This window comes from Fibrobacter sp. UWCM (assembly GCF_900129735.1).
Classification (GTDB): Bacteria; Fibrobacterota; Fibrobacteria; order Fibrobacterales; family Fibrobacteraceae; genus Fibrobacter.
In genome coordinates this window covers 22940-48131 of record NZ_FQWR01000008.1, presented here as the reverse complement: position 1 = coordinate 48131, position 25192 = coordinate 22940, and the positions used below count along the sequence as shown (strand labels likewise).

Here is a 25192-nt window from a genome sequence, read left to right as displayed (position 1 = left end):
GTAGAATCCCCGTTAATTGGAAGATGCTACCAACACGGGGCGATACTTGTCGAGGTCCTCGAGAATGCGAGCGGCACCCTTGCAAACGCAGGTGAGCGCTTCGTCAATCACATTCACCGAGAGTCCCGTTTCCTTGCGGATACGTTCATCGAAACCGCGGAGCAGAGAGCCACCGCCAGTCATGATGATACCCTTGTCGTAAATGTCGGCAGAAAGTTCGGCGAGCGTAATGCTCAGAGCCTGCTTCACAGCCTCGATAATCGCAGTCACGGGTTCATTCAAGGCCTCGCGGATTTCCGTGCTCGAAATCGTCATCGTGCGCGGCATGCCGGCAATAAAGTCGTGCCCCTTGACCTCCATGGTCAGTTCTTCCTCGAGCGGGCTTGCAGAACCAATCTGGATCTTGATCTGTTCGGCAGTGCTTTCGCCCACGTGGAGGTTATACATCGTGCGGAGGTAACGAACAATGGCTTCATCCATCTCGTCGCCGCCCACGCGCACAGACGCGCTACAGACGGTGTGGTTCAAGGCAATCACCGCGATATCGGAAGTACCGCCACCGATATCCACAATCATGTTACCCACAGGGTCTTCCACAGGGATGCCCATACCGACAGCGGCAGCCATCGGTTCGTGAACCAGGTGGACTTCCTTCGCACCGGCCTGCTTGGCGGCATCGATAACGGCGCGGGTTTCCACTTCGGTAATGCCGCTCGGCACACCCACAACAACGCGGGGCCGGACAATCCACAGCGGGTACTTCTGCACGCGCTTAATGAAGGTCTGGAGGAGAGTTTCGACCAGTTCAAAGTCCGCAATCACGCCATCGCGCATGGGGCGCACGGCACGCGTCTCGCCCGGGGTCCTGCCGAGCATCTTTTTCGCTTCGAAACCAATCGCCGACACGCGATTGTTCTTGCTGTCCACGGCAATCACCGTAGGTTCGTTAATGACAATGCCCTGGCCTGCCACGTGAACGAGCGTGTTCGCCGTACCCAGGTCGATACCGATATCACAGGAGAAGAGTCCGAACAAAATATGGTCCTTTGAAAAGGTGAATCCTTACAAGCGAAAATATAAAACTTTTATTTCTGCTTTTCCTTGCGGTCCAAGGAATCCTGCCCGAATTTGAGCGCCTTGTAATAGCGGTCCCACTGGCGCGCATGGGCGTCGTAGCGGTACTTGCGCTTCTCGTGCATATTGATGTCCTGATAAATGAAGAAGTCCACCTCGGCATACGCCGAGTAGATGGCGGCCGTATCGCCCGCAAACAGCCTGAAGTCCTTCACGCGGTAGTAGGGCGTATCGAGGATTCCGCTACGGTCACCCGATGCATGGATGGTCTGGGCCACAATGAACTTGAGGTCTTCCTGGACATACGCGTTTAATTTATTCTCAATACGTTCCGTCCTTTCAGAACAACCTAACAAGACAATCGCCGTAAGCAAAATAAGCAAGTATTTCATGGTTGGAAAAATAGTTATCATCGCAACAAAAAAAAGAAATGCCCTCCGGTTGGAGAGCATTCCTCAATAGCCAGTCCTTGCCTACTAGAAGGAGTAGGTAGCAGAGATTCTCGAGAAGATGCGGCCTTCGCCCTGGAACGGGTTGCGGAACAGCAGGTCTTCGGCGACAGTCACGTCGATCTTCAGCTTTTCTTCGATGTTGATACCGAAGCCGAAGCCCACGTGGTCGTCGGCAGTGCCGTTAGCAAGCGGGTTCGTGCTGAAGAAGTTGCCGCTGTCGGTGCAGATGCCCGAACGGCCCTTGTTCTTTTCGTTCTGGTCGCAGTCGGTGTAGAGGATGGACTTCTGACCGCCGACGCGGATCACGAACCAGTCCCACCAGATGTTGCGTTCGATACCGAAGCTGATCATGCCGCCGATGTCGCGACGTTCATCCCAAGCCGGATCGTCGTTGTCGTAGGAATTGTAGACCCTCTCGCCAGTGGTGTAGTCAATGCTCCAGTCATGAGCCTCGAGCTTGTCCCAGATGAAGTCGAGACCCAACCAGAAGAAGCCGCGGTCGAGAGCGACGTTGATGCCGAGGCCGACCTGGGCACGCTTGTTGTCGATGCCCGGAGCTTCGATGAACTTAGCGGAAACCGCGGGTACCAGTTCGCCGTCGATTGCCTCGAGGGTGAAGAAGGCGCGGGACTTGGCAAGGAAGCTGAAGTCGCCATCATCGAAGAAGTTCTTGTGGTCAGGGCCGAACTGGATGCGAGCGAGAGCGAACATGAACTCGAAGTCGATGTTCGCACCGAACTGCATGTTCAAGCCTGCATCAGCCTGCACGATGGAGGCGTATGCATTGTCATCGACCTGGTAGATGCCACTCGGGGTCTCGTAGCCACCGTCCTGGTGTGCAATGTAGATGTGCAAGCCGAGAGCGTCGCCGTTAGAGAGCGTGAACCCGAGGAAGCCGTCGAAGTTAGTAACGGTTTCGGGAACGTTAGAGATGTCGCGGCCATTTTCAGCAATCACGCGGTTCGGCAGGTAGCGTGCGAGTTCCTCGTTGATGCGGCCGAAGAGACCACCGATGGAAAGACGCGGATCCGGATTGTTCTCGTCACCGAGGGAGAGCGAGAAGATACCGCCGAAGTTCGGGTGCATCGGGTCCTGGTTCGTACCCGTAGCGACATCCTGCGTGTAAGGTCCGAACTCACCGATCAAGTAGTTCGGGTAGAGATTGATGTTTGCAGGGTTGTCGAAAATACTCACATCATCCATGATGTAGGTCGTGTTCTTGCCCATGGATTCGACGCGAGCGAAGGTAGCGAAAGCAGAACCTACCCCGAGGATTCCAAAAGCAGCGCCAACGGCAATTGCTGATCTCAACTTCATTTGAGGACTCCTATTAAAAATTCTGTTATAAAGTTAGATTAAATTAAAGAAAAACGCAATAGAAAAATAAAAAAAGACCACGCTTTTTGAGCGTGGCCTTTTTTCAACAGGTTTTCCGTTATTCGGAGAAGGTGAACGGAATCGTAACGGTGGTGTTACCGGACTTAACCTTGCTGAATGTCCAGTTGGAGACGGCGCCCTTGATCTGAGCATCGAATTCGCCGTAACCAGTGGTGGAAGACACAATGGAAATGCTGATAACTTCGCCACCCGGAGCGATCGTGAACTTCAGGGTAACCTTACCCTGGAATCCCGGTTTCTTCTTCAGGAACTTGTTGTAGATGTGGCGCAGACCCGGGGTACGCTGACGGACGACCTTCATGATGTCCGCTGCGGAACGAGAGCCACCACCTGCACCCATGTCAATGTCACGGGCAGACGGGGTCTTGATGTTACCCTTGGCCTTGGTAGCAATACCGCCACCGCCACCGCCGAAGAGGCCTGCGAGGCCGTCGCCGATACCACCGGCACCGCCTTCAGCGTAGCCTTCGTTGAAGCCACCGTCAGCCTTACCGCGACGGCCACCGAGAACGGTCTTACCCGTCGTCTGGAGGCCAGCCACGTCCTTAAGAACCTTATCGATGTCCTTGGTGAACTTCTGGTTCTTCATGAGGTCGTAGGCAGCAGCACTAGCAGTCTTGGTCTGAGCAGTGAGGAGCTTGAGCACGCCGCGAGTCTGCGGAGCGTTCGGCTGGCCCTTACCACGGGGCTTGCCACCACCACCCGCCTTCTTGCGGGGCTTCTTGGGCTCTTCCTTCTTCTTCTCTTCCTTCTTTTCTTCCTTCTTCTCGTCCATAGACATCTGGGCGGTCAGGTCGGGGCCTTCAGAAGAGTCGAAGAAAACTTCATCGACGACCACTTCGTACATGGAGGCCCAGAAAGAAAGGGCAAGAGCGACAAGCACAGACGCACCAGCGATGGTGGCCATCTTCTTGTCGGATTCAGGCATAAGAGCCGCAACTAACGGATCTACAGGAGTATTTTTCTTAGCCATAGATTATTCCTCCCCTCCGTTCTTTTCGAGAACGGCAAAGGAAACGTTCGTATAGCCGCTCATCTTCTCGTAGCCAGTTTCGCCTTCGGAAGAGTTGCAGGACGGCACGCCAGCGATACCGCAGGTAGCCATCACCTTATACATGGCGTCGTAGGGGATGTTCTTGTCAATCTGGACAACAACGCTACCGGCTTCGTCGGCAGGCTGGCCCTGGCGCAAGTGCTGGTCCACTTCGGCCTTACGTTTCCCGTAAAGGGTAGTAAGAACAGGCTGAACACAGAGATCTTCCTGAGCAAGCACGTCCGAAGTCGGCACGACTTTCTCATTGTCGACCACCACGTATTCCTTATCGATCACGACCGTCAGAGAAACTTCTGTCGGCTGGAGCTTGGACGTGGAGACCGGAAGGATCAGGTTTTCGGCCTGGGTCAAGAGCTGACCTTCAGCGTCCATGTTCTTGATCATGAACACCAGGATGATGGTCATCATGTCCATCATCGAGGTAATCGAGAACGGGACGTCGTCAGCGTATTTACGAGTTCTTCTAGCCATGATTAACCTCCCAGCTTTGCAAGGTTTATCTTGCTGAAGCCCGCTTCCTTAGAACGGTCCATAAGCTGGATGATCTTGTCGAACTGCGTATCGTCGTTAGCCACGATGATAATGTTGTCGACGTCTTCCAGGTCGATGAACTGCGTATGGATTGCGATCAGATCCTTTGCGATGAGATCGTATGCGGAAAGCGGATGAATGAGGTTCTTCGCCGCAACGTCCGGTTTGAGCGTGCGAGCGGAGTTCGGGGTAAGGGTTGCGAGAGCCGTACCTGCCGCAGGCTTCTTGAGAGCCGGCGGCGGAGTCAGGCCCATAGCGCCTTCACCCGGGAGAGCGAGGAAGTTGTTGTTGCCGTCAACATAAGCACTGTCGGCAACAGGTTCTTCGGGAGTACCCCCGTTGGTGTAGAGCGCCCAGATCACGCGACCCGGATCCTCTTCAGATTCTTTCTGGATTGCCCAGAGTTCGATAGTTTCGATTTCGTAGAGATACTTCTCTTTATCCATCTCGCTACCGTCCTTGCACTTCGGACCATGTCCGGCTTCAACTGCGGCCTTGACATCTTCGACGGCATGGGTAATCAGCTTAGCATCGGACTTGCAGCGGAACGTCCACATTTCCTTGAAATAGACGTTCGGCTGGAAACCACCACGAGCACCAATCACGAGATATTCGTTGGTAATCGCGAGGCTCAAGTTCAATGCCTGCTCATCCGGCGGAGGTGTTTCATCGTTCGGGTTGATCATACTGCGCTCGGGCAGGTTCACCTGAACAATTGCCAGCTTGGAGAAAGCAGCCATGGAGAGAAGCATAGGAATCAGAATCGTGAACAAGCCCATCGCCGGCAACAGGTCCGGTTCTTCAGGCTTTGCTGGTTTCTTGACTTCTTTTGCCATTTTTTAAACTCCAGTTAAAGACTTAACTCTCAAACACAATTAGACGAGAGAGTTGATAATCTTGAGGCCCTTTTCTTCCATTTCCTGGATGAGGCGTTCGGAGTTCATGTTGAGGAAGCCCACAATGACCAGGAGAGGCACTGCGGAGAGAAGTCCTTCAAGCGTCGTACCCATAGCGATAGCGATACCGTCGGAAAGAGCCTTGGCACGTTCGGAAGCGGGTTTGTTAGCCACAGCGTCGAAGGTGTAGATCAGACCGTAAATCGTACCCATAAGTCCGAGCAACGTAGAGATGGAAGCCATCACGGAAATAAGGGAGATGTAACGAGTAAGACGCGGAGCTTCAGTCAGGAACACTGCATCGCAAGCAGCCTGCATGCCTTCGCGGCCACCGGCGCGGTTGGCAACGATAGCAGACATAATGCGAGCAACCGGGAGGTTGGTAGCGTTGGCGAGGCTCAGAGCCTGGTCATACTGCTGAGAGCTGATGAGCTTACCGAAATCAGCGAGGAACTTGGCACGGCCCTTGGAGCTCTTCACCAGGATGTAGATGATACGTTCGATGGAGATGCCGAGACCGATGATGAACACGGCCAGGATGATCCACATGAACTGCCAACCATCGGATTCAGGGCTGAAGGATTGAAGCATTTTAGACATTTTAGATTACTCCTTTCGAGTGTTGTTTTTGTGTTTGTTTTTGAAATCTTTGTTCATATTTATTTTTTTTTGGGCGTTTTTGGAGGGTCAACGGAGTAAAACTTTATTTACCGCGTCAGAAACCCGCCTAAAGCCCTAAAAATACGGGGAACCTATGAACAAGGTCCCCGTAAAATAGTTTTTACCGCTACTTCTTCTTGCCCTTCTTCTTACCAGCCTTCTTCTTGGCAGGTGCCGGAGCGGGGGCAGCCTCTTCAGCAGCAGCAGGTTCGTCCATGGACGGTTCCGGCTCGGCAGACGGGGCCGGAGCACCCATCAGCTGCTTCTTGAGTTCCTCAAGTTCGGCCTTCAACTTTTCGTTTTCAGCCTTGGCATCCTTGATGATTTCGCGGAAGGTATTGATCCTTTCTTCCGGAGTCATGACTTCGGACTTCGAAATCTGTTCGATACGGGCCTTCGTCTTGAAGTAGCTCGGGTCAGAGAACAGAGTCGACGGGTCAAACTTTTCGATCTTCGTGGCGAGAACTTCGTTCGTTTCGTCAAGAGCCTTCAACGTTTCGAACAACTTTGCGGTCCACTGGTTGTCGATACCGTAGTGGGCAGAGGCCTTGATACCGGTAGCGCACTGCGGAACGGCGAGTTCCTTTGCGGAGTTCGACTTGTTCATGAGCTCTTCACGATAGGCCTCGAGGTCTTCGTGAGCGGCTTCGATAGCGTCGGCCTTCACCATTTCTTCGTAGATGTATTCCTGAACGATGGCGGCGGAGTCCGGAAGCGGTGCGTTCGCGAATGCGTCAGCCACTTCGACGAACACGGCGCAGCCCTGGTAGAACATTTCGATGTAGCCTTCTTCAGCCTCGACCACGTCCTTGTTGTAGAAGCCCTGGTCGCGTGCAAGGTCGATGTTCTTCTGGAAGATCGGGCGAGCCTGTTCGTAGTAGCTCGGCAGCTGCTGCACGATGGTAATACGTTCGGCGAACTTCTCGTCTTCCTTCTTCGCGTTCATTTCCTGTTCGCGGATCTTGGCGGCCATGGTCACGAAGAGCATACCCATCTTGTTCGTGGCACGGAAGGTCCACTTTTCAGAAGCGTAGGCAGCAGACTTGGAGTAGTGACCCATAGCCTTCTGGAGTATTTCCACCAAGGTCTTGATGATCTTGGCCTTGTCCTTTTCCTTACCCTTCAGCACAATCGGGTCCATCTTGTGGAACTCGTGTTCACCCATGTAGAAGGCGGCTTCGGCCGGGACACCCGGGTCGGCGTTCTTGATCTGCAAACCGTACTTGTCGTAAGCTTCGAGAGTCTTGCGGTAGTCTTCGATAGCCTTGTCTTCTTCCTTCAGTTCCATGTAGGCACGGGCTGCACCGATGTAGGCGGCAATCAGCTTTTCCTTGTCTTCGGAGTACATCTTGATGAAGTTGTGGTATTCGGAGGCGGCAAGATCCCACTTCTTGGCGTTAGCGTAAGCCATCGGGATGGAGAACGCGGCGTCAAGAGCGTAGGTGCTCTTCGGGTAGTCGCGAACGAGGTCCTTGGAGCAACGGATTGCTTCGTCGGTCATCTTCGCTTCGTCGTAGCTCAAGCAGGCGCTGTACAGGAAGCTCGGGGTCTTCTCGTTCTTCGGGTAGCGCTTGTAGGCAAGTTCGTAGGTAACAGCAGCGTTCTTCTTATCCGGGATGGAGTCATACACGGCGGCAGCAAAGCCGATTGCCTGGAACGCCATGGAATCCTGCGGGAAGTTGTTCGTGATGAAGAGGAACGTGGTCGCAGCCATCTGCGGCTTGTTGTCCTTCTTGTATGCGGATGCGGCACGGAGCACGCCCTTGATAGTGAGCGGAGAGCTTGCGTACTGCTTCGGGAGAATCATGAAGGTTTCGGCAGCCTTGTTGTACTGGTTCGCGCTTTCGAACGCGGCAGCGGCTTCGAAGATAGCCTTGTCGGCAATCTCGACCTTCGGGTAACGCTTCACGAGAGCGAGGTAAGCATTGGCACCCTTCTCGTACTGGCCTTCCTTGACAGCCTTTTCAGCCATCTGGTAGAGCACGAACGCGATAGCCTTTTCGGTTTCCTTAGCCATCGAGTCGTTCTTGGTGGCCTTCACCTGCGTGTACTGCTTCAACAGCCATTCGAATTCGGCGAGAGCCTCATCAAGTTGGTTGGATTCGAGCAAGGACTTGGCAAGCATCTGGCTGATGAGCAAGATGTACTGGTGGTTCGGGTACTTCTGGCGGAGTTCGCGGAGAACCGTAACCGCAGTCTTGAACTTCTTGGCATTGTAGTGCACGAGGGCAGCGTTGTAAGCAAGTTCGGCAGCTTCCTTGTTCTGGCCAAACTTCTGCATGTACTTGTCCACCTGGGCGAAGTAAGCCTTCGTTTCGGGGAGGTCGTAAGCCTTGACCGTATCGCCGTTAGCCTTGCTCTTGAGAGCGGCTTCGCGAGCCTGGTCCATCATGAGCACGGCGTTGTAGGCAGCTTCTTCCTTCTTCAGGAGGGCAGCGGAACCGAGAGCGCGGCGGCCATAACGGGTGGTATCGGTATCGACAATCCAGTTGAACATCTTGGCGGCATTCGCATGCTGACCCATTTCCTGGTAGGCGGCAGCGAGGTCGATATGCACGGTGTATTCATCCCAGGTCGGTTCATTCTTGTAACGGGTGAGGAACGCCTCGTAAGCCTTGATAGCTTCGGCATAGCGACGCTTACCGCCTTCGATATCACCTTCCTTGGTGATCTTCGCGGCCTGCTGGTGATGGTAGTGCGGAATTTCGAGCATAGCGCCGCGGATAGCCTTGTCAGCGTTCGCGACGGATTCCTTATACTTGGTGTTCTTCTTGCGCCAGGAGGAGTTCTTGTCGTAGCGCTTCACCACCACGTAACGGTAGTTCTGGGCTTCGTCGAACTTCTGCTGCACGAGCAAGATTTCGATCATGGCGATATCGGCGAGCGGAGCGTCGATGTAGTCCGGGTTGATCTGCATCAAGCGCTTGAAGGACTGGACAGCTTCTTCGTTACGGTCGTGGTCCTTGTTCTTCATACCGATGCGGTAGTACACGGAATCCTTGAACGGAACCTTCTTGTCCTTGAGGAAGGCTTCAGCTTCGGCGACACCACCACCTTCAAGGTCAGAGAAGGAGGCAGCCATGAAGTCCATAGCTTCGGCGCGGAGGTCGTTGGGGTATTTACCCTTGTCGGCACCGATGATATATTCGTAGTACTTGTAAGCAGCCGTTTCGTATTCGGCGATGTTGTAGTAGGATTCAGCCAAGTGGTACATGGCGAGAGCCGCTTCCTTACCGGTGAGGTTCTCGAAGCCGGTCACCTTCTTGTAGGCGGCGATAGCGTCACGGAACTTGCGGTTCATGAAGTGGTATTCGGCGATACGGAGCCATGCCTTCGGCACGAGACCGTCGTTCGGGAAGTTCTTGACGAGACGATCGCGGAGCTTGAACGCCTTTTCGTCTTCGCCGCTAGCTTCCTGCACGGCAGCGGCCTGGTAGAGCACCACCGGAATCTTCGGAGCCTTCGGGTACTTGTCGATGTACTCGAGGAAGTAGCCGAGGGACTTCTGGTGGTCGGCCTTCGGGTACTGGCCGATGTTCGCACACTTGGCCGGCTTGTTATCGCGGTCGGCACACCAGGCGACATCTTCTTCGTACTGGCCCTGGATATCCAGGAACTGCTTTTCTTCGAGCATGAACTGGTAGTGACCCAGCTGCTGGAGAGCACCGGCACAGCGGTCGGACTTCTTGCCCTTACAGGTTTCGCCCTTGGCGAGCTTTTCCCACTGCTCGATGGCCTTCACCATGCCCTGTTCGTCGAGGCCGCCGGAACGGCATGCCTGTTCGGCCTGGTTCTTGATTACCTTATAGGAACTGGCGCACTGCTCATAACCAGATTTGCCCTTCCCGATGGACTTGCACTTGGCAAGCATTTTCTTTGCTTCGTTGGTCTTTTCCTTACAAGGATCCGATGCAGCGAAAGAAGTTCCGATAAAGGAGCAAACAATCGCAGCGACAAGAATGATTTTTTTCATCGTTCTCTATCCACCTATATAATCATAAAAAAGGGGAGGCCCCGGATTACTCCAGGTCCTCCAATTCTTCGAGTTCCTGAGCCGCTTCGGAAGAAGTCGAACCCTGGCCCATCTTGGTCTTCACAGTAGCGAGAGTGAAGCCCGCATCTTCGAGGATGCGCTTGCGGTTGGATTCAAAGCGGTCACTCTGGATGGCCCTCTGGGTGAACGCGGCGTAGTCTTCGATAGCCTGGTTGGCCTTGTCGAAGGTCGGGCGCAGAGCCTCACGCTTGCTTTCCACACGCGGGGTGGGCAGCTGGCGAGCGAGGTCAAGTGCCTGGACCTGCACGGAGTCGAATTCGCTCTGCATAGCGTCGTATGCCTGGCGGGCGCTATCGCGGGCAGCCACGGACACAGCCGGCTTCTCGGTCTTGGCTTCAGCCTGTTCGAGAGACTTGGCTGCATTCTGGTAGTCCTTCTTCATGAAGTAGCAGTAACCTTGGACGAGGTAGGCTTCGGACACGAGGAAGGATTCCGGAAGGTTAGAAATAATCCACTTGGCAGGCTTCATGGCTTCGTCCGGCTTGTTCACCTTGAGGAAGGACCATGCAATGCCGAGCATAGCTTCGTCGTACACCGGAGAACCGGGCTGCACCTGGCCATACATCTGGGCGGCGGCGGCAATGTCAGCCTTCTCGCCGGAGAAGTAGAGGTGGCCGAGCTTCACGCGGGCAGCATCCTGGAGGTCCTGTTCGGACTGGTTGGAGTACTGCTGCTCGGTAATGTCGCGGAAGCAGTTTTCAGCTTCTTCGAACTTGCCGAGGCGGCTGTAGGCGATACCCATGGTGTAACGGGCGTAGAAGTAGTTCGCGTTACCCGGAAGGATGGCGGCGAGCAGGTCGACAGATTCCTGGTAGAGGCCCTGTTCGAACTTGATCTGGCCGGCAACGTAGTCGGCGTCGGCCTTCACGTCGCTTTCACCGAACTTCTGGGCAATGTTCTGGTACTTGCTCATGGCTTCGGTGTACTTGCCTTCCTTATAGTCGATGTTCATCAACTGGAAGTGGTACTTGGCCTTCTGGTCACTCTGCGGATAACGCTTGATAGCGTCTTCGTACACGGACTTTGCAGCCTTGTGCATGCGGAGGTTTTCGAAAGACTTTGCCTTGTAGAACGCAGCCTGGTCAACGAGGTGGAATGCGGGGTACTTGGTCTGGACCTTACCGAAGGCGTAAGCAGCTTCGAGGAACTGACGGTTCAAGTACAGGCGCATAGCGGCACGGTAGTCGTTTTCAGGTTCGATCTTCAAGCGACGGTAACGTTCCTCACCGATTTTCTCTTCGCGGGTGTCACCGAAGCGAGAAGTAATCTTCACGGCCCAGATGAAACCACGGTTCTTCTTGGCGTAGAGGTCGTCATGAGACATTTCCAGATCCAACTGGAGGTAACGGAAGATGCTCACGTCCTTCACGTTCACCGTAGCACCAGCAACGAAGTAACCTTCCTTGGTGAAACGGCCACGCACGCCCAAGTGCGGGGAGAGGTAGTAGGTCAAGGTGAAGCTGGTCTCGAGGTTGAAGCCTTCGCCGCCTTCCTCGTCATCGTGCATGATGTCGATGAAGGATGCTTCGATCTTCGCTTCGAGGCTCCTGTTAAGACCGCGGTAGAACAAGGAGAAGTTCAGGTTCGCGGGAATCTTGTAGGCTTCGCTTTCGGTGAAGAGCACCACTGCCGGAGCGTCGTCACTCGTGGCGATGGCCGGCTGCAGCACGTTCTGCAAGGCGACACCCACGAGGAGGTAGCCGAGCTTGGAAGAAGCGAGCGGGTTCCAGCTGATACCGATGTCAGAACCGAAGGTCACCTGCTTCACGTCGTCGAACTGGTTGATGTAGAGCACCGAGATGTCCACACCGAGAGAGATCAACTGGAAGAGGTTGTAGGCATAGCCGAACATGAACGCGTATTCACCGTAGGACTTGCCACCGTCGATAGAAGCGCCGTTCTCGAAGAACGAGAAGCCGAGCGTGTGCTTGTAGTCCATCGGGAAGGTCAAGCTCACGTATTCCTGGCTTGCTTCGCCGCTGATGGAGCTGAAGAACGCAGCGCTGAATTCCAACTGTTCCGTTTCAGCAATGCTGGCCGGGTTCACGTACATGGCGGTGTTGCCGCCGAATTCTGCGAACCAGTCGTTCTGCTGATACTTGTGCGGAGAGTAGGTAGCGTCAGCAAACAGGGAGCTGGCCGCCACTGTAAGTCCGAGGACCGATGTTTTGATGAAACTAGTATGCATCATCACCTACTCCTTTACTTGATATCCGTGCGAATGAACTCGATACGACGGTTCTGCGCACGCCCTTCGGGGGTTTTGTTAGAGGCAACCGGCTGAGAGTCGCCCTTACCGCTTGTAACAATGCGGGATTCGTTAATACCGTTCTCGACAAGGAAGTTCTTCACTGCAGCGGCGCGGTCGGCGGAGAGCTGCATGTTCTTTTCCTTGGAACCAACGTTGTCCGTATGACCCACAATTTCGAACGTCGCTTCCTGGAAGGTTTCCATGATGTCGACAACCTTCATGAGGGACACGTGAGAGTCCTGAGTGATGGTCGCCTTGCCGGATTCGAAGTTCACGCCTTCAAGCACGAACACCTTCTTCGGCGGCTGCGGGACTTCGTCCGGGCATCCGTCGTCGTCCTTGTAACCGTTCTGGGTTTCGGCCTGTTCGGGGCAGCGGTCAACACCCTGGCACACATGAGCAAAGTTCGCGAGCAAGCCCTTGGCTTCGACCCACGGGTCGCAGAGACCGTCGCGGTCGTTGTCGGCATCCGGGCAGCCATCGTCATCCTGGTAACCGTCGAAGTCTTCGGCTTCTTCGGGGCAGTTGTCGATGCCGGTGCAAACAGAAGCATACTTGTCGGAAACGCCTTCTTCGGAAACCCACGGATCGCAGAGGCCATCGGCATCGGTATCCGGGTTGCGGGTTTCTTCGGCCTGTTCTTCTTCCTTCACGACCTCGACAGTCGTAAGACCGATGTCGAGCTTGCCCTTACCGCGCTTGAGCATCGGCGAGGTGGACTGGCAGTAGAAGTTCGGCTTCGAGAGGGAGTGGTTCATGAACTTCGGATCGAGGGAAACGTTGGTGCGGTTCACCTTGATGAAGTGGTTGAACGGGTAGTAGTTCTTGTAGATGTTGTTGTACTCCACCTTCGTCTGGCCGGCGGCCGGGTCGGCGAACACACCGTAATAGTGGTTCTCCATGAAGATGTTGTTACGGGCGACCACGTTGGTCGGTCCCTTCAGGGCAAGGCCCGAGTAGCCGTTGCGGAGCACGACGTTATGCTCGATGAAGGCGTCGAGGGACTTGGCACCCCAAGCGAGGATGCCGGACCAGCGGTTGCCGTACACCACGTTGTTGCGGAGATGCGGGAGCGAGATGAACGCACCGATACCCGTAGCGTGGTTATCCATCACGTAGCAGTGGTGAATGTAGGGGGCAGCGTTTTCACAGAGGATGCCTTCGAGACCGTTCCTCACAGTGAAGTGCGACATTTCTGCGCCCGAAGTACCCATGACGGTCGGACCATTGCGGCCGCCATCGATGATTGTTGTCAGCGGATCTTCGCCTTTCAGGATCACGCCCATCACGAGAGTGATGTTTTCGTTGTAGGTGCCGCGCGCTACCTTGATGGTATCGCCAGCATCGGCATTACCGAGAGCGTCACCGATTTTCTGGAATTCGCCAGGCACGTTGATGATTCTTGCCATGGCGGTTCCGGAAAGAAGCAAAGCCCCGGCCGTAATTAAGACCAGTTTCTTTAGGGTCATACTGCTACGTTTCTCCAATCATAGAACACATAAAATCGTTTGTTTTTTTGGTTTGCCGAATCGACAAATTCAAAACCCGAATGGGAATATACCTTCATAACGGGCTCTAGTCAAACGCTTTTTGAGAAATAACCCAAAAAAACGCTTAAAAAAAGCAAAAAGTGCCCGTTAGGCAGGCCTTGAACGTCAATTCTCAGGGGAAAGGTTGGACTTTTCCTCCTCCTTCTTCGCCCCCTGGATGGACACGCGAATCTCCTGGCAGGTCTTCTTGATATCCTGCAGAACCTTGCGCGCACGCGTTCCAGCGGACTTGTTGCCGCGTTCGAACTTTTCGTACTCACGTTTGAAGTTTTCAACTTCGAGATCGAGGTCGTTGACTAAACTCATAAGCGAACTCCCAAAAAAAGTGCTTTTTGGAAAATAAATAAAGTTTTTCGCAAAAATTCGCAGTTTTGTAAAAACAATTTTACGTTTACGGATTATTACACGATTTTTGTTGTTATCAACAGGTTATCAACAATCTGCGATACCCCAAAGGGACTCGAGCGCGCGCCGACCCGCCTCGCCCACGCTCTCGGAAAAGTCGTTCACGAACATTTTTATGTGCGATTCGATGACTTTTTCATCGGAAATTTGCGCTTTTTCACGAATAAACGGGGTCACGAGTTCCGACCTTTTCCGAGCCATCAAGAGGCTATCGCGAATCTCCTTCTCAATATTCCTGACAAGTTCGTACGAAAGCGAGCGGCGCGCGACTGCAATCCCGAGCGGAATCGGCGAGCCCGTTTCCTGTTCCCAGTAGGCGCCGAGGTCCTGCAACATGTGAAGCCCGTCACGTTTCCAGGTGAAGCGATGTTCGTGAATGGTTACACCCTGAACCGCAGACTTGTTGAGCAGCGAGGAGTAGACCTCGTTGAAAAGCGCATAGCGCACCTGCGGCGCACACGCACCCGGGCGGCCGGACTTTACGCCGAACTCGTGAGCAAACCAGAACCGGAAAAGGAGCGCGGCCGTCGTGTTCGCTCCAGGGAGTACAGTTTCTTTTGCAGGGTCGAAGGCGCCGGACACAGAAGAAAGCAGGAGCGGGCCGCAGCCATACCCGATGGCGCCGCCACACCCGAGGCACACGTAGTTGTCACGAATTTTCGGGTAGACCTGCGCGCTCACTTTGGCCACGTCGAGCTTGCCCGCGATAATCATCTCGTTCAATGTCTGCACGTCGGCAAAATGCACGTCCCATTCAAAAGGGGAATTCTCGAGACCGGCGACAAGCGCCTCGTAGATGTAGGTGTCGTTAGGACAGGTGGAAATGCCGAGAGAAAGCCTCATAACACGTCCAGGACCTGTTCCTTGAGGGCCATGAGGGCTTCGGGAATCTTCCAGGTAGAGGTGTCGCGGTCGGTCGCGATGTTGCTTACCGCGCGGAACTGGTAGGCTGGAACGCCAAAGCGCCTGCACACGGCAAAGCATGCCGCGCCTTCCATACTCTCGACATCGGCCTTGAAGAGCCCGCCGCGACGGAGCGCCAGGTACTTGGTACCGGTACAGCAGTTCACCGAGACGCCGGCAACGGAACGTATAGACGCAAGTGCAATCGTGAGGAATCGCGGGGATTCGCCCGCATATACGCCGTCTTCACCAGAAGCATCCTTCCAGGCGACAAAATGGCCTTCACGCGTCTGGATTCCCATATCGCCGACAACGTCGGTATCGACACGCACCACGTCGCAAATTTCTATCCCGCGGTTGGGATAAGCCCCGCAGATGCCCACCTGGATTACGCGCTCGTAGCGGTTCTTCGCCAGGAGGTACGCGAGGTTCGCCGAAAAGTCGAGCATTCCCACCCCGCACACGGCGACATCGAAACGGTTGTCTATGGATTGCGGCGTAGTGGACGCCACCACAGCGGATATCTGCGGGAAAATCGTGTTGAATTCCTGCTTCGAGGCAAATACGACAAGCGTCCCGTTCATGCCGGCCTGCCTATTCCTGCTGTTCGAGGCTTTCGCGGATAGTTTCTTCCAGCTCGGCAACGCGCTCGAGCGAAAGCATCCAGGGCTTGTCGACTTCACAGCGGGCCACAGCGACGGCGGTCGACTTCACGAGGCATTCCTCGAATTCGAGGCCCATGCTATCGGCATAAAGCCAGCCGGCAAAGAACGAATCGCCCGCACCCACGCTGTTCTGCACCTCTACTGCGGGAGGCGTGACTATCGCGCTCTGGAACTTCTTTTCGACCAGGCGGAACGCGCGTACCGGCGATTCCTCGTCAGTCACCACGAGGTTCTTGATGGGAAGGCGCTCGAGCACGGCGGTCGCGGTCATTTTCCAGAACTGCGGGCTCGACTTCACCTGCGGAATTCCCATGCGGTCGAGCAACTTGCTGTACTCGTGCATGTTGATCTTCAGCAGTTCCACGCCCTTCTCGAGCCAGGAGTCGATATTCTCGATGGCATCGACAAACACGCGCTTGCCCGTAAAGTCGAGATCGTTGATGCACTCAACGTTAAAGTTCCCGGGGAAAGACCCGCAGAGGGCAACGCACTGCGCCGTGTTCCAGTATTCCCCAAGAGTCTGCGCGAAATCCTTGTTCTCGATATCGGTAAGTACCGGAGAAGGCTCGATAAGTTCCGTCGCTTCGCCCCCGCAGGCGATAGTCGTGCAGGTGCGTGTCGGTTCCTTAATCCATATCGGGGCCTGGCTTATGCCGCAACCGGAAATCTCGTCGAAAATGCGGGACCCGTGGTCGGACCCGAGGAAGTGCATCAGGAGGGGCTTTCCGCCCAAGTTCTGCAACACACGGCTGCAGTTGATTCCCTTGCCCGAAGCGTATTCTTCAACGTTCGTTATGCGGTGCACCTCGCCCGGAGTGAATTTGTCCAAAAAGAACAAACGCTGCCAGGCGGGATTGAGACCGAGTATGAGGATTTCTTGCGGCATGGTACTAGAAATTCACCTTGTAGAACTTGCGTTTGCCCACCTGGACAACCAGCTGGTCACCGCCCTTGATTTCAAACGAGGCCTGCGGGTCAGCGAGCTTTTCGCCCGCAATCTTGACGCCGCCGTTCTGGATCATGCGGCGGGCTTCGCCCTTAGATGCAAAGGCCTTGATTTCCACAAGCAGATCCAGGGCACCGTAGGTGCCGGCCGCCACGCTGCATTCGGCAGCATCGCTCGGGATGGCGTTTCCGCTGTGGATTTCGCGTTCCTTCGCGGCGGCGGCCTCGGCGGCTTCTGCGCCGTAGTACTGCGTCACGATATCGATGGCGAGGCGGTGCTTCGCATCGTTGGGGTTCATCTTGCCCGCGGCGATATCGGCCATCATCTGCTTGATTTCTGCAAGCGGGATGTTGGTGAGGAGTTCGAACCAGTTCTCGACGATGCTGTCGGCGAGGCTGTAAATCTTGTGGTACATCACGTCGGCGGGTTCGTTCAAGCCCACGTAGTTGCCGATGGACTTACTCATCTTGACCTTGCCGTCGGTACCGAGCAAAATCGGCATGAAGAGACCGATCTGCGGTTCCATGCCTTCGAAAATCTGCAAGTCACGACCGCGAAGCACGTTGAACTTCTGGTCGGTGCCGCCCAATTCCACGTCACTCTTGATGGCCACGGAATCGTAGCCCTGCATCATCGGGTACATGAACTCGTGCAGGCTAATCGGCGTATTGGCCGTGTAGCGGTTGTGGAAATCCTCGCGTTCGAGCATCTGGGCCACGGTGAACTGGCCCATGAGTTCGGTCACCTTGCTGAACGGGAGCTTGGAGAACCATTCGCCGTTATAGTGGATTTCCACCTGGTCGCGGCGGACGACCTTGAAGAACTGTTCCTGGTATTCCTTCGCGTTCTCGAGCACCTGCTCGTGCGTGAGGCGCGGACGGGCCTTGTTGCGGCCACTCGGGTCACCAATCTGGGCAGTGTAGTCACCCACGATAAGGACGACCGTATGGCCGAGGTCCTGGAACTGGCGGAGCTTGCGCATCACGACCGTGTGGCCGAAGTGCACGTCCGGGGCAGTCGGGTCCACGCCCATCTTGATACGGAGCGGGACTCCGGTATCGTAGGACTTCTGGAGTTTCTTTTCGAGTTCTTCTTGCGGCACGACATCGATAACGCCGCGCATCAAAATTTCAAGCTGTTCCTTAACGGGACGGAATTGCATAATTTTCTCAGTGGTTAGTGTTTGGTGGTTAGTGGTTAGGGAAATTACAAGTCTAAACCACTAATCACTGAAAGCCCATGTAGAAGGAATGGATAATCATACGGGATAAATATAGAATTAGTCGGCTATCGAGAGTTGACTGCAGTCAGTTTATTTACCGAAACTGGCGAGGTCTATGCCAAGTTGGTTGATTTTATACGTTAAAATACGCGGAGTCGTGGAAAGACTGCGCGCAGCAGCGGCGACTTTTCCCTTGCTACTCTTGAGGGCATCGCAGATGATGTCCTTTTCATAGGCTTCCACCATGAGTTTCAGGTTTCCGTTCACGGGAGTGCCGCTCGTTTCGGCGGTCTGCAGCGTGGTCGGGAAATGGTGCGGGTAGATGACGTCTTCGTCAGCAACGAGGACGGCGCGCTCGATTCCGTTTTCGAGTTCGCGCACATTTCCGGGCCACGGGTAACTCATGAGCATGTTGATGGTGGTGCGGGCAAGGCGGCGCACGTTTTTGCCCACGATGCGGCAGTAATGCTCCACAAAGTGGTCCGCCAGGAGCACGATGTCTGTCTTGCGGTTCCTGAGCGGCGGCACATAAATCGGGAAGATGTGCAGCTGGTAATAGAGGTCTTCACGGAAGGTGCCTTCTTCGACCATCTGCTGCAGGTTCTTGGTGGTGGCCGCAATCACGCGCACGTTCACCTTCTTGGGAATGCGGGCGCCAATGCGTTCCACCTCGCCGTTCTGCAACAGGCGCAGGAGTTTCACCTGAAGGTTTGGCGAAAGCTCGCCCACTTCGTCCAGGAACAGCGTGCCACCTTCGGCCTGTTCTACGCGGCCGGGCGTCTCGGCGAACACACCAACGAGGGCACCGCGCACGCTGCCGAATAGTTCGCGGTCAAGTACTGATTCCGGCATGGAGGCGCAATGGACGCGGACGAACGGGCCCATGTTGCGGTCGGAACGGTAATGGATAGCCTCAGCCACAAGCCCCTTGCCCGTGCCAACCTCACCCACGATGAGCGCGGGTAGGGGGCTCTTTGAAACCTGGTCAATCTGCGCGTACACGCGCTGCATCTCGCTGGAACGCCCGATGATGTTGTCGGGCTGGAAACGGTCCTTGAGTTCCAATGTCAAGCGTTCGTTTTCGGCCTTCAGGAGTTCATTTTCTTCGCGTGCCTCGCGACGGAGCTTCACTGCCGCCGCAAGCATCTGCGCGATAATTTCCAGCAGGCGGAGTTTCTCGGGAAGTTCGTCTTCTACCGGATTCTGCACGTCGGCACTGAAGGCGCCAATCACCTGATGCTCCATAATCACAGGCACGCAGAGGAACGCCTTGTCCTCCGTCTTGCCACGCCCCGTGCGGTCGAGGAAGTCCGGATCTTTTGCGACCGAGGGAATGATAATCGGCTTGCCCGTTTCCACGACGCGGCCCGTAATGCCCTCGCCCACCTTGTAGCGTCCCTTGCGCGCCTGGCGGCTTGAAAGACCTTCTGCAATTTCAATGGAGATTTCGCCGGTATGGCGGTTGTACAAGGTGAGGGTCGCATGTTCCACGCCCATCGTAGATTCCACCACTTCCAAAATCGGGTGAGCGACACTCTCGAAATCGAGTGTCTGGTTCAGAATGGAACTAATCTTGTAGAGCAGTTCCAATTCCTGGATTTTGGATTGCGACGTGGGCATATATAAAATTTACTTAATCCGGTCGCTGCAGAATTCCTGGCGGCCGCAATTTTTGCAGTGCGAGCCCATCCAGAGCGTGTCGAACTGTTCGATGGCGGGCTGCACAAGCGCGGGGTCGTTGGTGAGAATACCCGCCTCAAAGTTTCGGCGCAAGTTGCTCTTCATGCCGATGCCCGCACCCGTCAAGTTCGCAGAGTCGATGTAGGCGGTCTCCAAATCGAAAATCATCATCTTGAAATGCACCCGCGGGCACATGACGCGTTCGAGGTCGGTCGCCAAAATTTTGAAGCGGTCGAAGTCCTCGCGGAAATTCGGGCCGGGCTCCTTCGCGTGAATGAGCCGCACGCCAACGCCACGCTTCAGGAGCGCGGCCAGTTGCCCGAGCAAGGGCATCGATTCGCCGTCCTGCTTCACGTAGACATCCTTGATGTCGGCGGTACCGATCCACAACGTCTCGCGGACCTTCGCAATCCGCGCGATGACCTCGGAGTAATGTTCCTCGTTCTGGATGTACTTGGTGAATGTAGGCACGGGAGTAAAGATAACCTTCCTCTTGTTTTTTGTCATGCGTTTTTATATATTCAATTCAGTAATAGCAGTCAATCCCGCTGACAGCGATAAATTCCGGGCGGGCAGTTAAACTCTCTGCTTGACGCCGTCCTCCCTTTGCAGGCGCGACACGCCCCGCGATTTGAGGACAGGAACCCTATGGGGAGAACGGCCCCTGGCGATCAACGTAGAGCACCCCCACATTTTGTGGGATTCCCAATCTGTCATCAACAGGTTTGTGAACCGGTGTTCTGCGCTATACATGCATATCTCCTGTTTGCAAGCCACAAAATTTTCACAGGAGTACATCATGGCAAGCAACATCGATTTTAACGGTCTCTGCAATGCTATTGCGCAAATCGACGAGGCTTTCGAAGAAAACACCGCCAAGGCAATCAACAAGAATGTAACCGCACGCAACTGGCTTACCGGCTACTACATTGTGCATTACGAGCAGAACGGCAACGACAGGGCCAAATACGGAGAGAAGACGCTCCAGAGGCTGGCCGAGCGTCTGAACAAGAAGTCACTTTCTTACAGGAACTTGAAACTTTACCGTCAATTCTACTCGGAATTCAAGTGTTTGGCACGCCCCGTTCTGGAATTTACTGCTGCAGAATTCGGGGCAACCAGGGCATTGACGGCTGATTTAGGGGCAAAATTGGACGTTTTGCCACCGTCGGAAACAGATTTGGCAAACACTGTTTGCCAAATTGGGCAAACACCGTTTGCCCAATCTGAAAAACTTGAAATTCCGCCTGAAAAACTCTTTAATCATCTCTCGTATTCGCACTTCTTGCTCATTATGGGTGTCGAAAATCCGTTGGGCAGGGTCTTTTACGAACTGGAATCTATGAAAGGCGTTTGGTCTTTCCGTGAACTCAAACGCCAAATTGACTCGAACTACTTCGAACGCACGGCCCTGAGCAAGGACCCTGCAAAGATGAGTGCAATCGTCCAGTCCCGCATTGCGCAATCAGACCATCCGCTGAAACTCCAAGATGTCGTGAAGAGCCCGTACGTCTATGAATTCATCGGGCTCAAGAACAAGGACGTTGTCGAAGAATCCGACCTGGAAGACGCGCTGATGAACCACCTTGAAGAATTCTTGCTGGAACTCGGCAACGGGTTTTGTTTCGAAACCCGGCAAAAACGAATCCTTGTCGATGACGACTACTTCTTCTGCGATTTGGTCTTTTACCACAGGATTCTCAAGTGCCACGTGTTGATCGACCTCAAGGCAAACAAAATTAAGTACGACGACATTGCACAGATGAACCTGTACCTTGCATACTACAGAAAAAACGTGATGGAAAAGGGCGACAACCCTCCCGTCGGCATTTTGATGTGTACCAAGGCAGGCAAGGAATTGGTGGAATATACAACCACGGGAATCGAAGAATCGCTTTTCGTGCAGAAATACAAATTGAACCTGCCTGCCGAAGACGAATTGACCAAGTGGCTCAAGAACGAAATCAGCGGGAAGAAGGGGTAAAAGAATTAACCAAAAATCCCCGTCTGCGCGGGGATGAAAAATTGCCGGTCGAGCCGGGCATGACAACGAGGGACTAGATCCTGCTCCTACGAACCTAACTCAACTAAGGCTACAAGTAGCCAAGTTTCGTATATCGACTTCACGCCTACGGCGTTTCGCTCAGGATGACGGTTTCTTTACCTACAATAGAGCCGAGCGGTTATTTAAGGGTTTCCTGAACCAGCGCCGATGCGCGCTTGGCGTCGAAGCGGCCCTTGACCTTCGGGGAGAGTTCCTTCATGATCTTGCCCATGTCCTTCGGGCTTGCAGCGCCGGTCGCCGCCTTGATTTCGGCGATGAGGGCCTTGACTTCGTCCTCGGTCATTTCGGCGGGCATGTACTTGCGGTAGAGCGCGATGCAGGATTCCTCGGCCGGAATCTTGTCCATGAAACCGCCCTTCTTGAGGATGTCGATGGCTTCCTGCTTCTGCTTCACGCTACGGGCGAGCACGTCGACGCACATCGCGTCGGTGATTGTCTCCTCGATCTGGGCCGGAGTGGCACCAGCCTTCATGGCCTCGTTCTTGATGTCGGAATGGAGGGTGCGGAGCGTTCCGAGAGTCTCGGCGTCGTGCGCCTTCATGGCTGTCTTGATATCGTCTTTGATTTTTGCAAGAAGTTCGCTTGCCATAGTGAATCCTTTGCGGTCTCACCGCTTTTGTTATAAAACACGCAACGAGCCACCGATCATGGATCGGCGACTCACCTTTACGCAATATACTAATTGTTATTAGTAGAGACGCTTGCGGTTCTGGTCAGCAATCTCTTTGAGACGCTTGCGGCGGGCCGCAGTTTCGATGCGCTTCTTTTCTTCGGAGGGCTTTTCGAAGCGCTGGCGCTTCTTGACATCGGAAATGATGCCGTTCTTTTCGCAAGACTTGGTGAAACGCTTGAGAGCGCGTTCGAAAGGTTCGTTGGACTTAACAATAACGCCGATCACGATTATCCTTTGGTTAAAAATTCAGTTTGAGAGCCCAAATATATTTAACTCTGCCGATTTCGTCAAGGGTGGGGGCACATCAGGCGTTTTTTGGACAAAAAATGGGCATTTTTTTAATTATAACTTGCGGAACATCAAAGACTTATATATATTTTTAGTGTTGCCTAACAGGTATGCCATTCATTTTCCGGAGTATTTAATGAAAAAGACATGGTCGTCTAGCTTATGCGTCGTATCCCTCGCAGGCGCCCTCCTTTGCGGATGTGGCGAAAAAGAGGAAATAGTCCCCGACATGCAGAAAAAGGAACCGGCACCCGCGGTCACCAAGACCGAAGCGGCTCCGGCACCCGCCGATGAACCGGAACTCGTGCCCATCCAGTCCCTTTCCCAGGGCAACGCCCAGAAGGACGAGAAGGCCGAACCCGCCAAGGAAGCCCCGGCAGTCACCGGCAACATCCAGCCCCAGGAAGATGGCCAGTTTGTTATCCAGGTGAGCATCCAGCCCTCTAAGAAGGGTGCCGACGCCATCGTGAAGAAACTTGCAGAACAGAAAATCGAGGCCTACGTCGCCGAGGTGGAAAACCCGGGCGAACTCGAGGGTACCTACTACCGCGTGCGTATCGGCTACTTCGCGACCTACGCGAATGCCCAGGAATACGGCAAGCAGGTGCTTAGCGCACTGAACTTCCAGTGGTGGGTTGACAACAGCAGAAACGACGAGGTCGGCAACCCGGCCGGAGATTCCGACAACAGCGGCGAATCCAGTTCGTACTACGCTCCTCCGCAGGACAACCAGCCCGAACCGGCCCCTGAACCCGAACCGGCACCCGCGCCTGCTCCTGCTCCGGAACCTGAACCCGCGCCTGCACCGGAACCGGCCCCTGCTCCTGCACCCGAGCCTGAACCGGCACCCGCTCCCGCACCGGAACCTGCGCCTGCTCCGGGACCAGCACCCGCTCCGGCACAGGAACCTGCACCCGCACCCGCTCCTGCACCTGCGGCACCCCCTGCCCCGCCTGCAGAAGACTTCGTGGACGACTGGGAATAAGCGGTTCACGCAATCTTTACGAAAAGAGCTCCTCTGGGGCTCTTTTTTTGCAGGACCTATTTTCTAAATTTGCAAACATGCCTACAAAGAAACCCAAAGTATTTGTTGTCCATTTAGGATGCGCCAAGAACCAGGTCGACGCGGAGAACCTCGTCGGCGAGATGCTGCACGCGGGCTTTGCCACCTGCGACAGCGCTGCCAAGGCGGACTACATCCTGGTGAATACATGCGGGTTCATCGAGGCCGCGAAGGAAGAATCCATCAACGCGATTCTCGCACAAATTAACGGCAAGAAGGCAAGGCAGAAACTGATTGTATCGGGCTGCCTCTCGGGCCGCTACGGCGAGGAGCTCGTGAAGGAACTGCCCGAGGTGGACTACTGGGTAGGCACGTACAAGCCGGGCGAACTCCTGAAGAAGATGGGAATCGTCGCCCCGCAAAGCTGCGATGCAGAGAACCTCCCGCGCATGAACCTCGGCGGGTTCAAGCACCACGCCTACCTGAAAATTGCGGAAGGATGCAACCGGCGATGCGCCTACTGCGCGATTCCGCTGATCCGCGGGAAGCAGGTGTCGCGAAGCATCGAAGACATTGTGGCAGAAGCCAAGGAACTTGAAAAACAGGGCGTGCAGGAGATTACCCTCATCGCGCAAGACACGACATACTTCGGGCGCGAGAAGGGCAAGAAGGGCGGCACCTTGGCCGGCCTGCTCCGCGCGATTCTCGACAACACGAACATTCCGTGGATACGCACGCTGTACTGGTACCCGATGTTCGTGGACGACGAACTTTTAGACCTGATGGCGAACGAACCGCGCCTCGTGAAGTACGTGGACATGCCTATCCAGCACGCCAGCGACAACGTACTCAAGAACATGAAGAGGAACTACCGCAAGAAGGAGCTCGTCGATATTTTGCACAAGATTCGCGAGCGCATTCCGGGAGTCACGCTCCGCACGACCGTACTTGTCGGGTTCCCCGGCGAGACGCACGAGGACTTCGAGGAACTGATGGAACTGCTGGAAGACATCCAGTTCGACCACCTGGGTGGATTCGTGTTCAGCCCCGAAGAAGGCACACCCGTGATGGAGATGAACCTGCCCGCGGTAGACGAGAGCGAGGCGCGCGCAAGGCTCGATGCCGTGACCGACCTACAGGAAGAAATCGACGCGGAACACGCCGAATCGATGATTGGGAAAAAGGTTCGCATCATCATCGACCAGGTGGCGGAAGAAAGCGAATACCATTTTTACGGGCGCACCGAAGGCAACTCGATGGAAAACGACGACATCGTGAAGGTGCTCGAGGGCGACGCCGACGTGGGCGAATTCCACGACGCGCTGGTGGTAGACGCAGAACCGCACGAGCTGATTGTCAAATTGCTATAATGCAGAGACAAACGCCGGAATAAAATGCATGGATCCCCGCCCACGCAGGGCG

22 protein-coding genes are annotated in these 25192 nt (G+C 54.8%); 3 read left to right on the top strand and 19 right to left on the bottom strand.

All coding sequences use genetic code 11. The features are described from left to right. Positions 1-12: 12 nt before the first annotated feature. The 17 genes from BUB22_RS07115 to BUB22_RS07035 all read right to left on the bottom strand — a co-directional run bounded on the left by BUB22_RS07115 (position 13) and on the right by BUB22_RS07035 (position 20248). Positions 13-1035, bottom strand: a complete 1023-nt coding sequence (locus tag BUB22_RS07115; protein WP_072807807.1) for a rod shape-determining protein — start codon at positions 1033-1035, stop codon at positions 13-15. Positions 1036-1085: 50 nt separating this feature from the next. Beyond that, the gene (locus tag BUB22_RS07110) at positions 1086-1466 is read right to left on the bottom strand and encodes a hypothetical protein (protein WP_072808000.1); all 381 of its coding nucleotides are present in this window, start codon (positions 1464-1466) and stop codon (positions 1086-1088) included. A gap of 84 nt (positions 1467-1550) precedes the next feature. Beyond that, the gene (locus tag BUB22_RS07105) at positions 1551-2843 is read right to left on the bottom strand and encodes a hypothetical protein (RefSeq protein WP_072807806.1); all 1293 of its coding nucleotides are present in this window, start codon (positions 2841-2843) and stop codon (positions 1551-1553) included. 118 nt (positions 2844-2961) lie between these two features. Then, positions 2962-3897 (bottom strand): AgmX/PglI C-terminal domain-containing protein, encoded by a 936-nt coding sequence (locus BUB22_RS07100; RefSeq protein ID WP_073114526.1) that lies wholly within the window; start codon positions 3895-3897, stop codon positions 2962-2964. A gap of 3 nt (positions 3898-3900) precedes the next feature. Beyond that, positions 3901-4449, bottom strand: coding sequence for a biopolymer transporter ExbD (locus BUB22_RS07095; RefSeq protein WP_072807804.1), 549 nt, complete (start codon positions 4447-4449; stop codon positions 3901-3903). Positions 4450-4451: 2 nt separating this feature from the next. Beyond that, entirely contained in the window at positions 4452-5345 is an 894-nt protein-coding gene (locus tag BUB22_RS07090; protein ID WP_072807803.1) for an ExbD/TolR family protein, read from the bottom strand. Between the two features lie 39 nt (positions 5346-5384). Then, positions 5385-6005 carry a MotA/TolQ/ExbB proton channel family protein gene (locus tag BUB22_RS07085; RefSeq protein WP_072807802.1) on the bottom strand — a complete coding sequence of 207 codons (621 nt, stop codon included), beginning with the start codon at positions 6003-6005 and terminating at the stop codon, positions 5385-5387. A 187-nt stretch (positions 6006-6192) separates the two neighbouring features. Further along, a complete protein-coding gene (locus BUB22_RS07080; protein ID WP_139258826.1) occupies positions 6193-10038 on the bottom strand; it encodes a tetratricopeptide repeat protein in 3846 nt (1281 codons plus the stop codon). Between the two features lie 46 nt (positions 10039-10084). Further along, a complete protein-coding gene (locus BUB22_RS07075) occupies positions 10085-12310 on the bottom strand; it encodes a tetratricopeptide repeat protein (RefSeq protein ID WP_072807801.1) in 2226 nt (741 codons plus the stop codon). Positions 12311-12321: 11 nt separating this feature from the next. After that, positions 12322-13779 (bottom strand): OmpA family protein, encoded by a 1458-nt coding sequence (locus tag BUB22_RS07070; RefSeq protein WP_254794670.1) that lies wholly within the window; start codon positions 13777-13779, stop codon positions 12322-12324. A 246-nt stretch (positions 13780-14025) separates the two neighbouring features. After that, positions 14026-14226 carry a hypothetical protein gene (locus BUB22_RS07065; protein ID WP_072807799.1) on the bottom strand — a complete coding sequence of 67 codons (201 nt, stop codon included), beginning with the start codon at positions 14224-14226 and terminating at the stop codon, positions 14026-14028. Between the two features lie 126 nt (positions 14227-14352). Beyond that, positions 14353-15168: a 1,4-dihydroxy-6-naphthoate synthase gene (locus tag BUB22_RS07060; RefSeq protein WP_073114524.1), complete on the bottom strand. Its 816-nt coding sequence runs from the start codon at positions 15166-15168 to the stop codon at positions 14353-14355. Beyond that, complete coding sequence (mqnB, locus tag BUB22_RS07055) at positions 15165-15812, bottom strand: futalosine hydrolase (protein ID WP_073114523.1); 648 nt, start codon at positions 15810-15812, stop codon at positions 15165-15167. Before mqnB ends, BUB22_RS07060 begins: the two co-directional genes overlap by 4 nt. A 10-nt stretch (positions 15813-15822) precedes the next feature. After that, the gene (locus BUB22_RS07050) at positions 15823-16779 is read right to left on the bottom strand and encodes a 1-phosphofructokinase family hexose kinase (RefSeq protein WP_073114522.1); all 957 of its coding nucleotides are present in this window, start codon (positions 16777-16779) and stop codon (positions 15823-15825) included. Positions 16780-16783: 4 nt separating this feature from the next. Then, positions 16784-18001 (bottom strand): tyrosine--tRNA ligase, encoded by a 1218-nt coding sequence (tyrS, locus tag BUB22_RS07045; RefSeq protein ID WP_073114521.1) that lies wholly within the window; start codon positions 17999-18001, stop codon positions 16784-16786. A 150-nt stretch (positions 18002-18151) separates the two neighbouring features. Next, entirely contained in the window at positions 18152-19681 is a 1530-nt protein-coding gene (locus BUB22_RS07040; protein WP_073114520.1) for a sigma-54 interaction domain-containing protein, read from the bottom strand. Between the two features lie 9 nt (positions 19682-19690). Next, complete coding sequence (locus BUB22_RS07035; RefSeq protein WP_073114519.1) at positions 19691-20248, bottom strand: phospholipase D family protein; 558 nt, start codon at positions 20246-20248, stop codon at positions 19691-19693. Between the two features lie 292 nt (positions 20249-20540). Here BUB22_RS07035 and BUB22_RS07030 point away from each other — a divergent pair, with 292 nt between their 5' ends. Beyond that, positions 20541-21725, top strand: a complete 1185-nt coding sequence (locus BUB22_RS07030) for a PDDEXK nuclease domain-containing protein (RefSeq protein WP_073114518.1) — start codon at positions 20541-20543, stop codon at positions 21723-21725. Positions 21726-21924: 199 nt separating this feature from the next. Here the strand turns inward: BUB22_RS07030 and BUB22_RS07025 are convergent, their stop codons facing one another. Continuing rightward, positions 21925-22395, bottom strand: coding sequence for a GatB/YqeY domain-containing protein (locus BUB22_RS07025; RefSeq protein WP_073114517.1), 471 nt, complete (start codon positions 22393-22395; stop codon positions 21925-21927). A 99-nt stretch (positions 22396-22494) separates the two neighbouring features. Beyond that, complete coding sequence (gene rpsU / locus BUB22_RS07020; protein WP_014546541.1) at positions 22495-22704, bottom strand: 30S ribosomal protein S21; 210 nt, start codon at positions 22702-22704, stop codon at positions 22495-22497. A 199-nt stretch (positions 22705-22903) separates the two neighbouring features. Between rpsU and BUB22_RS16895 the strand changes: the two genes are divergently transcribed. Together BUB22_RS16895 and rimO are read left to right on the top strand one after the other, a co-directional pair. Next, complete coding sequence (locus tag BUB22_RS16895) at positions 22904-23752, top strand: SPOR domain-containing protein (protein WP_083535440.1); 849 nt, start codon at positions 22904-22906, stop codon at positions 23750-23752. Positions 23753-23829: 77 nt separating this feature from the next. Next, a complete protein-coding gene (gene rimO / locus BUB22_RS07005) occupies positions 23830-25140 on the top strand; it encodes a 30S ribosomal protein S12 methylthiotransferase RimO (protein ID WP_073114584.1) in 1311 nt (436 codons plus the stop codon). Positions 25141-25192: the final 52 nt, after the last annotated feature.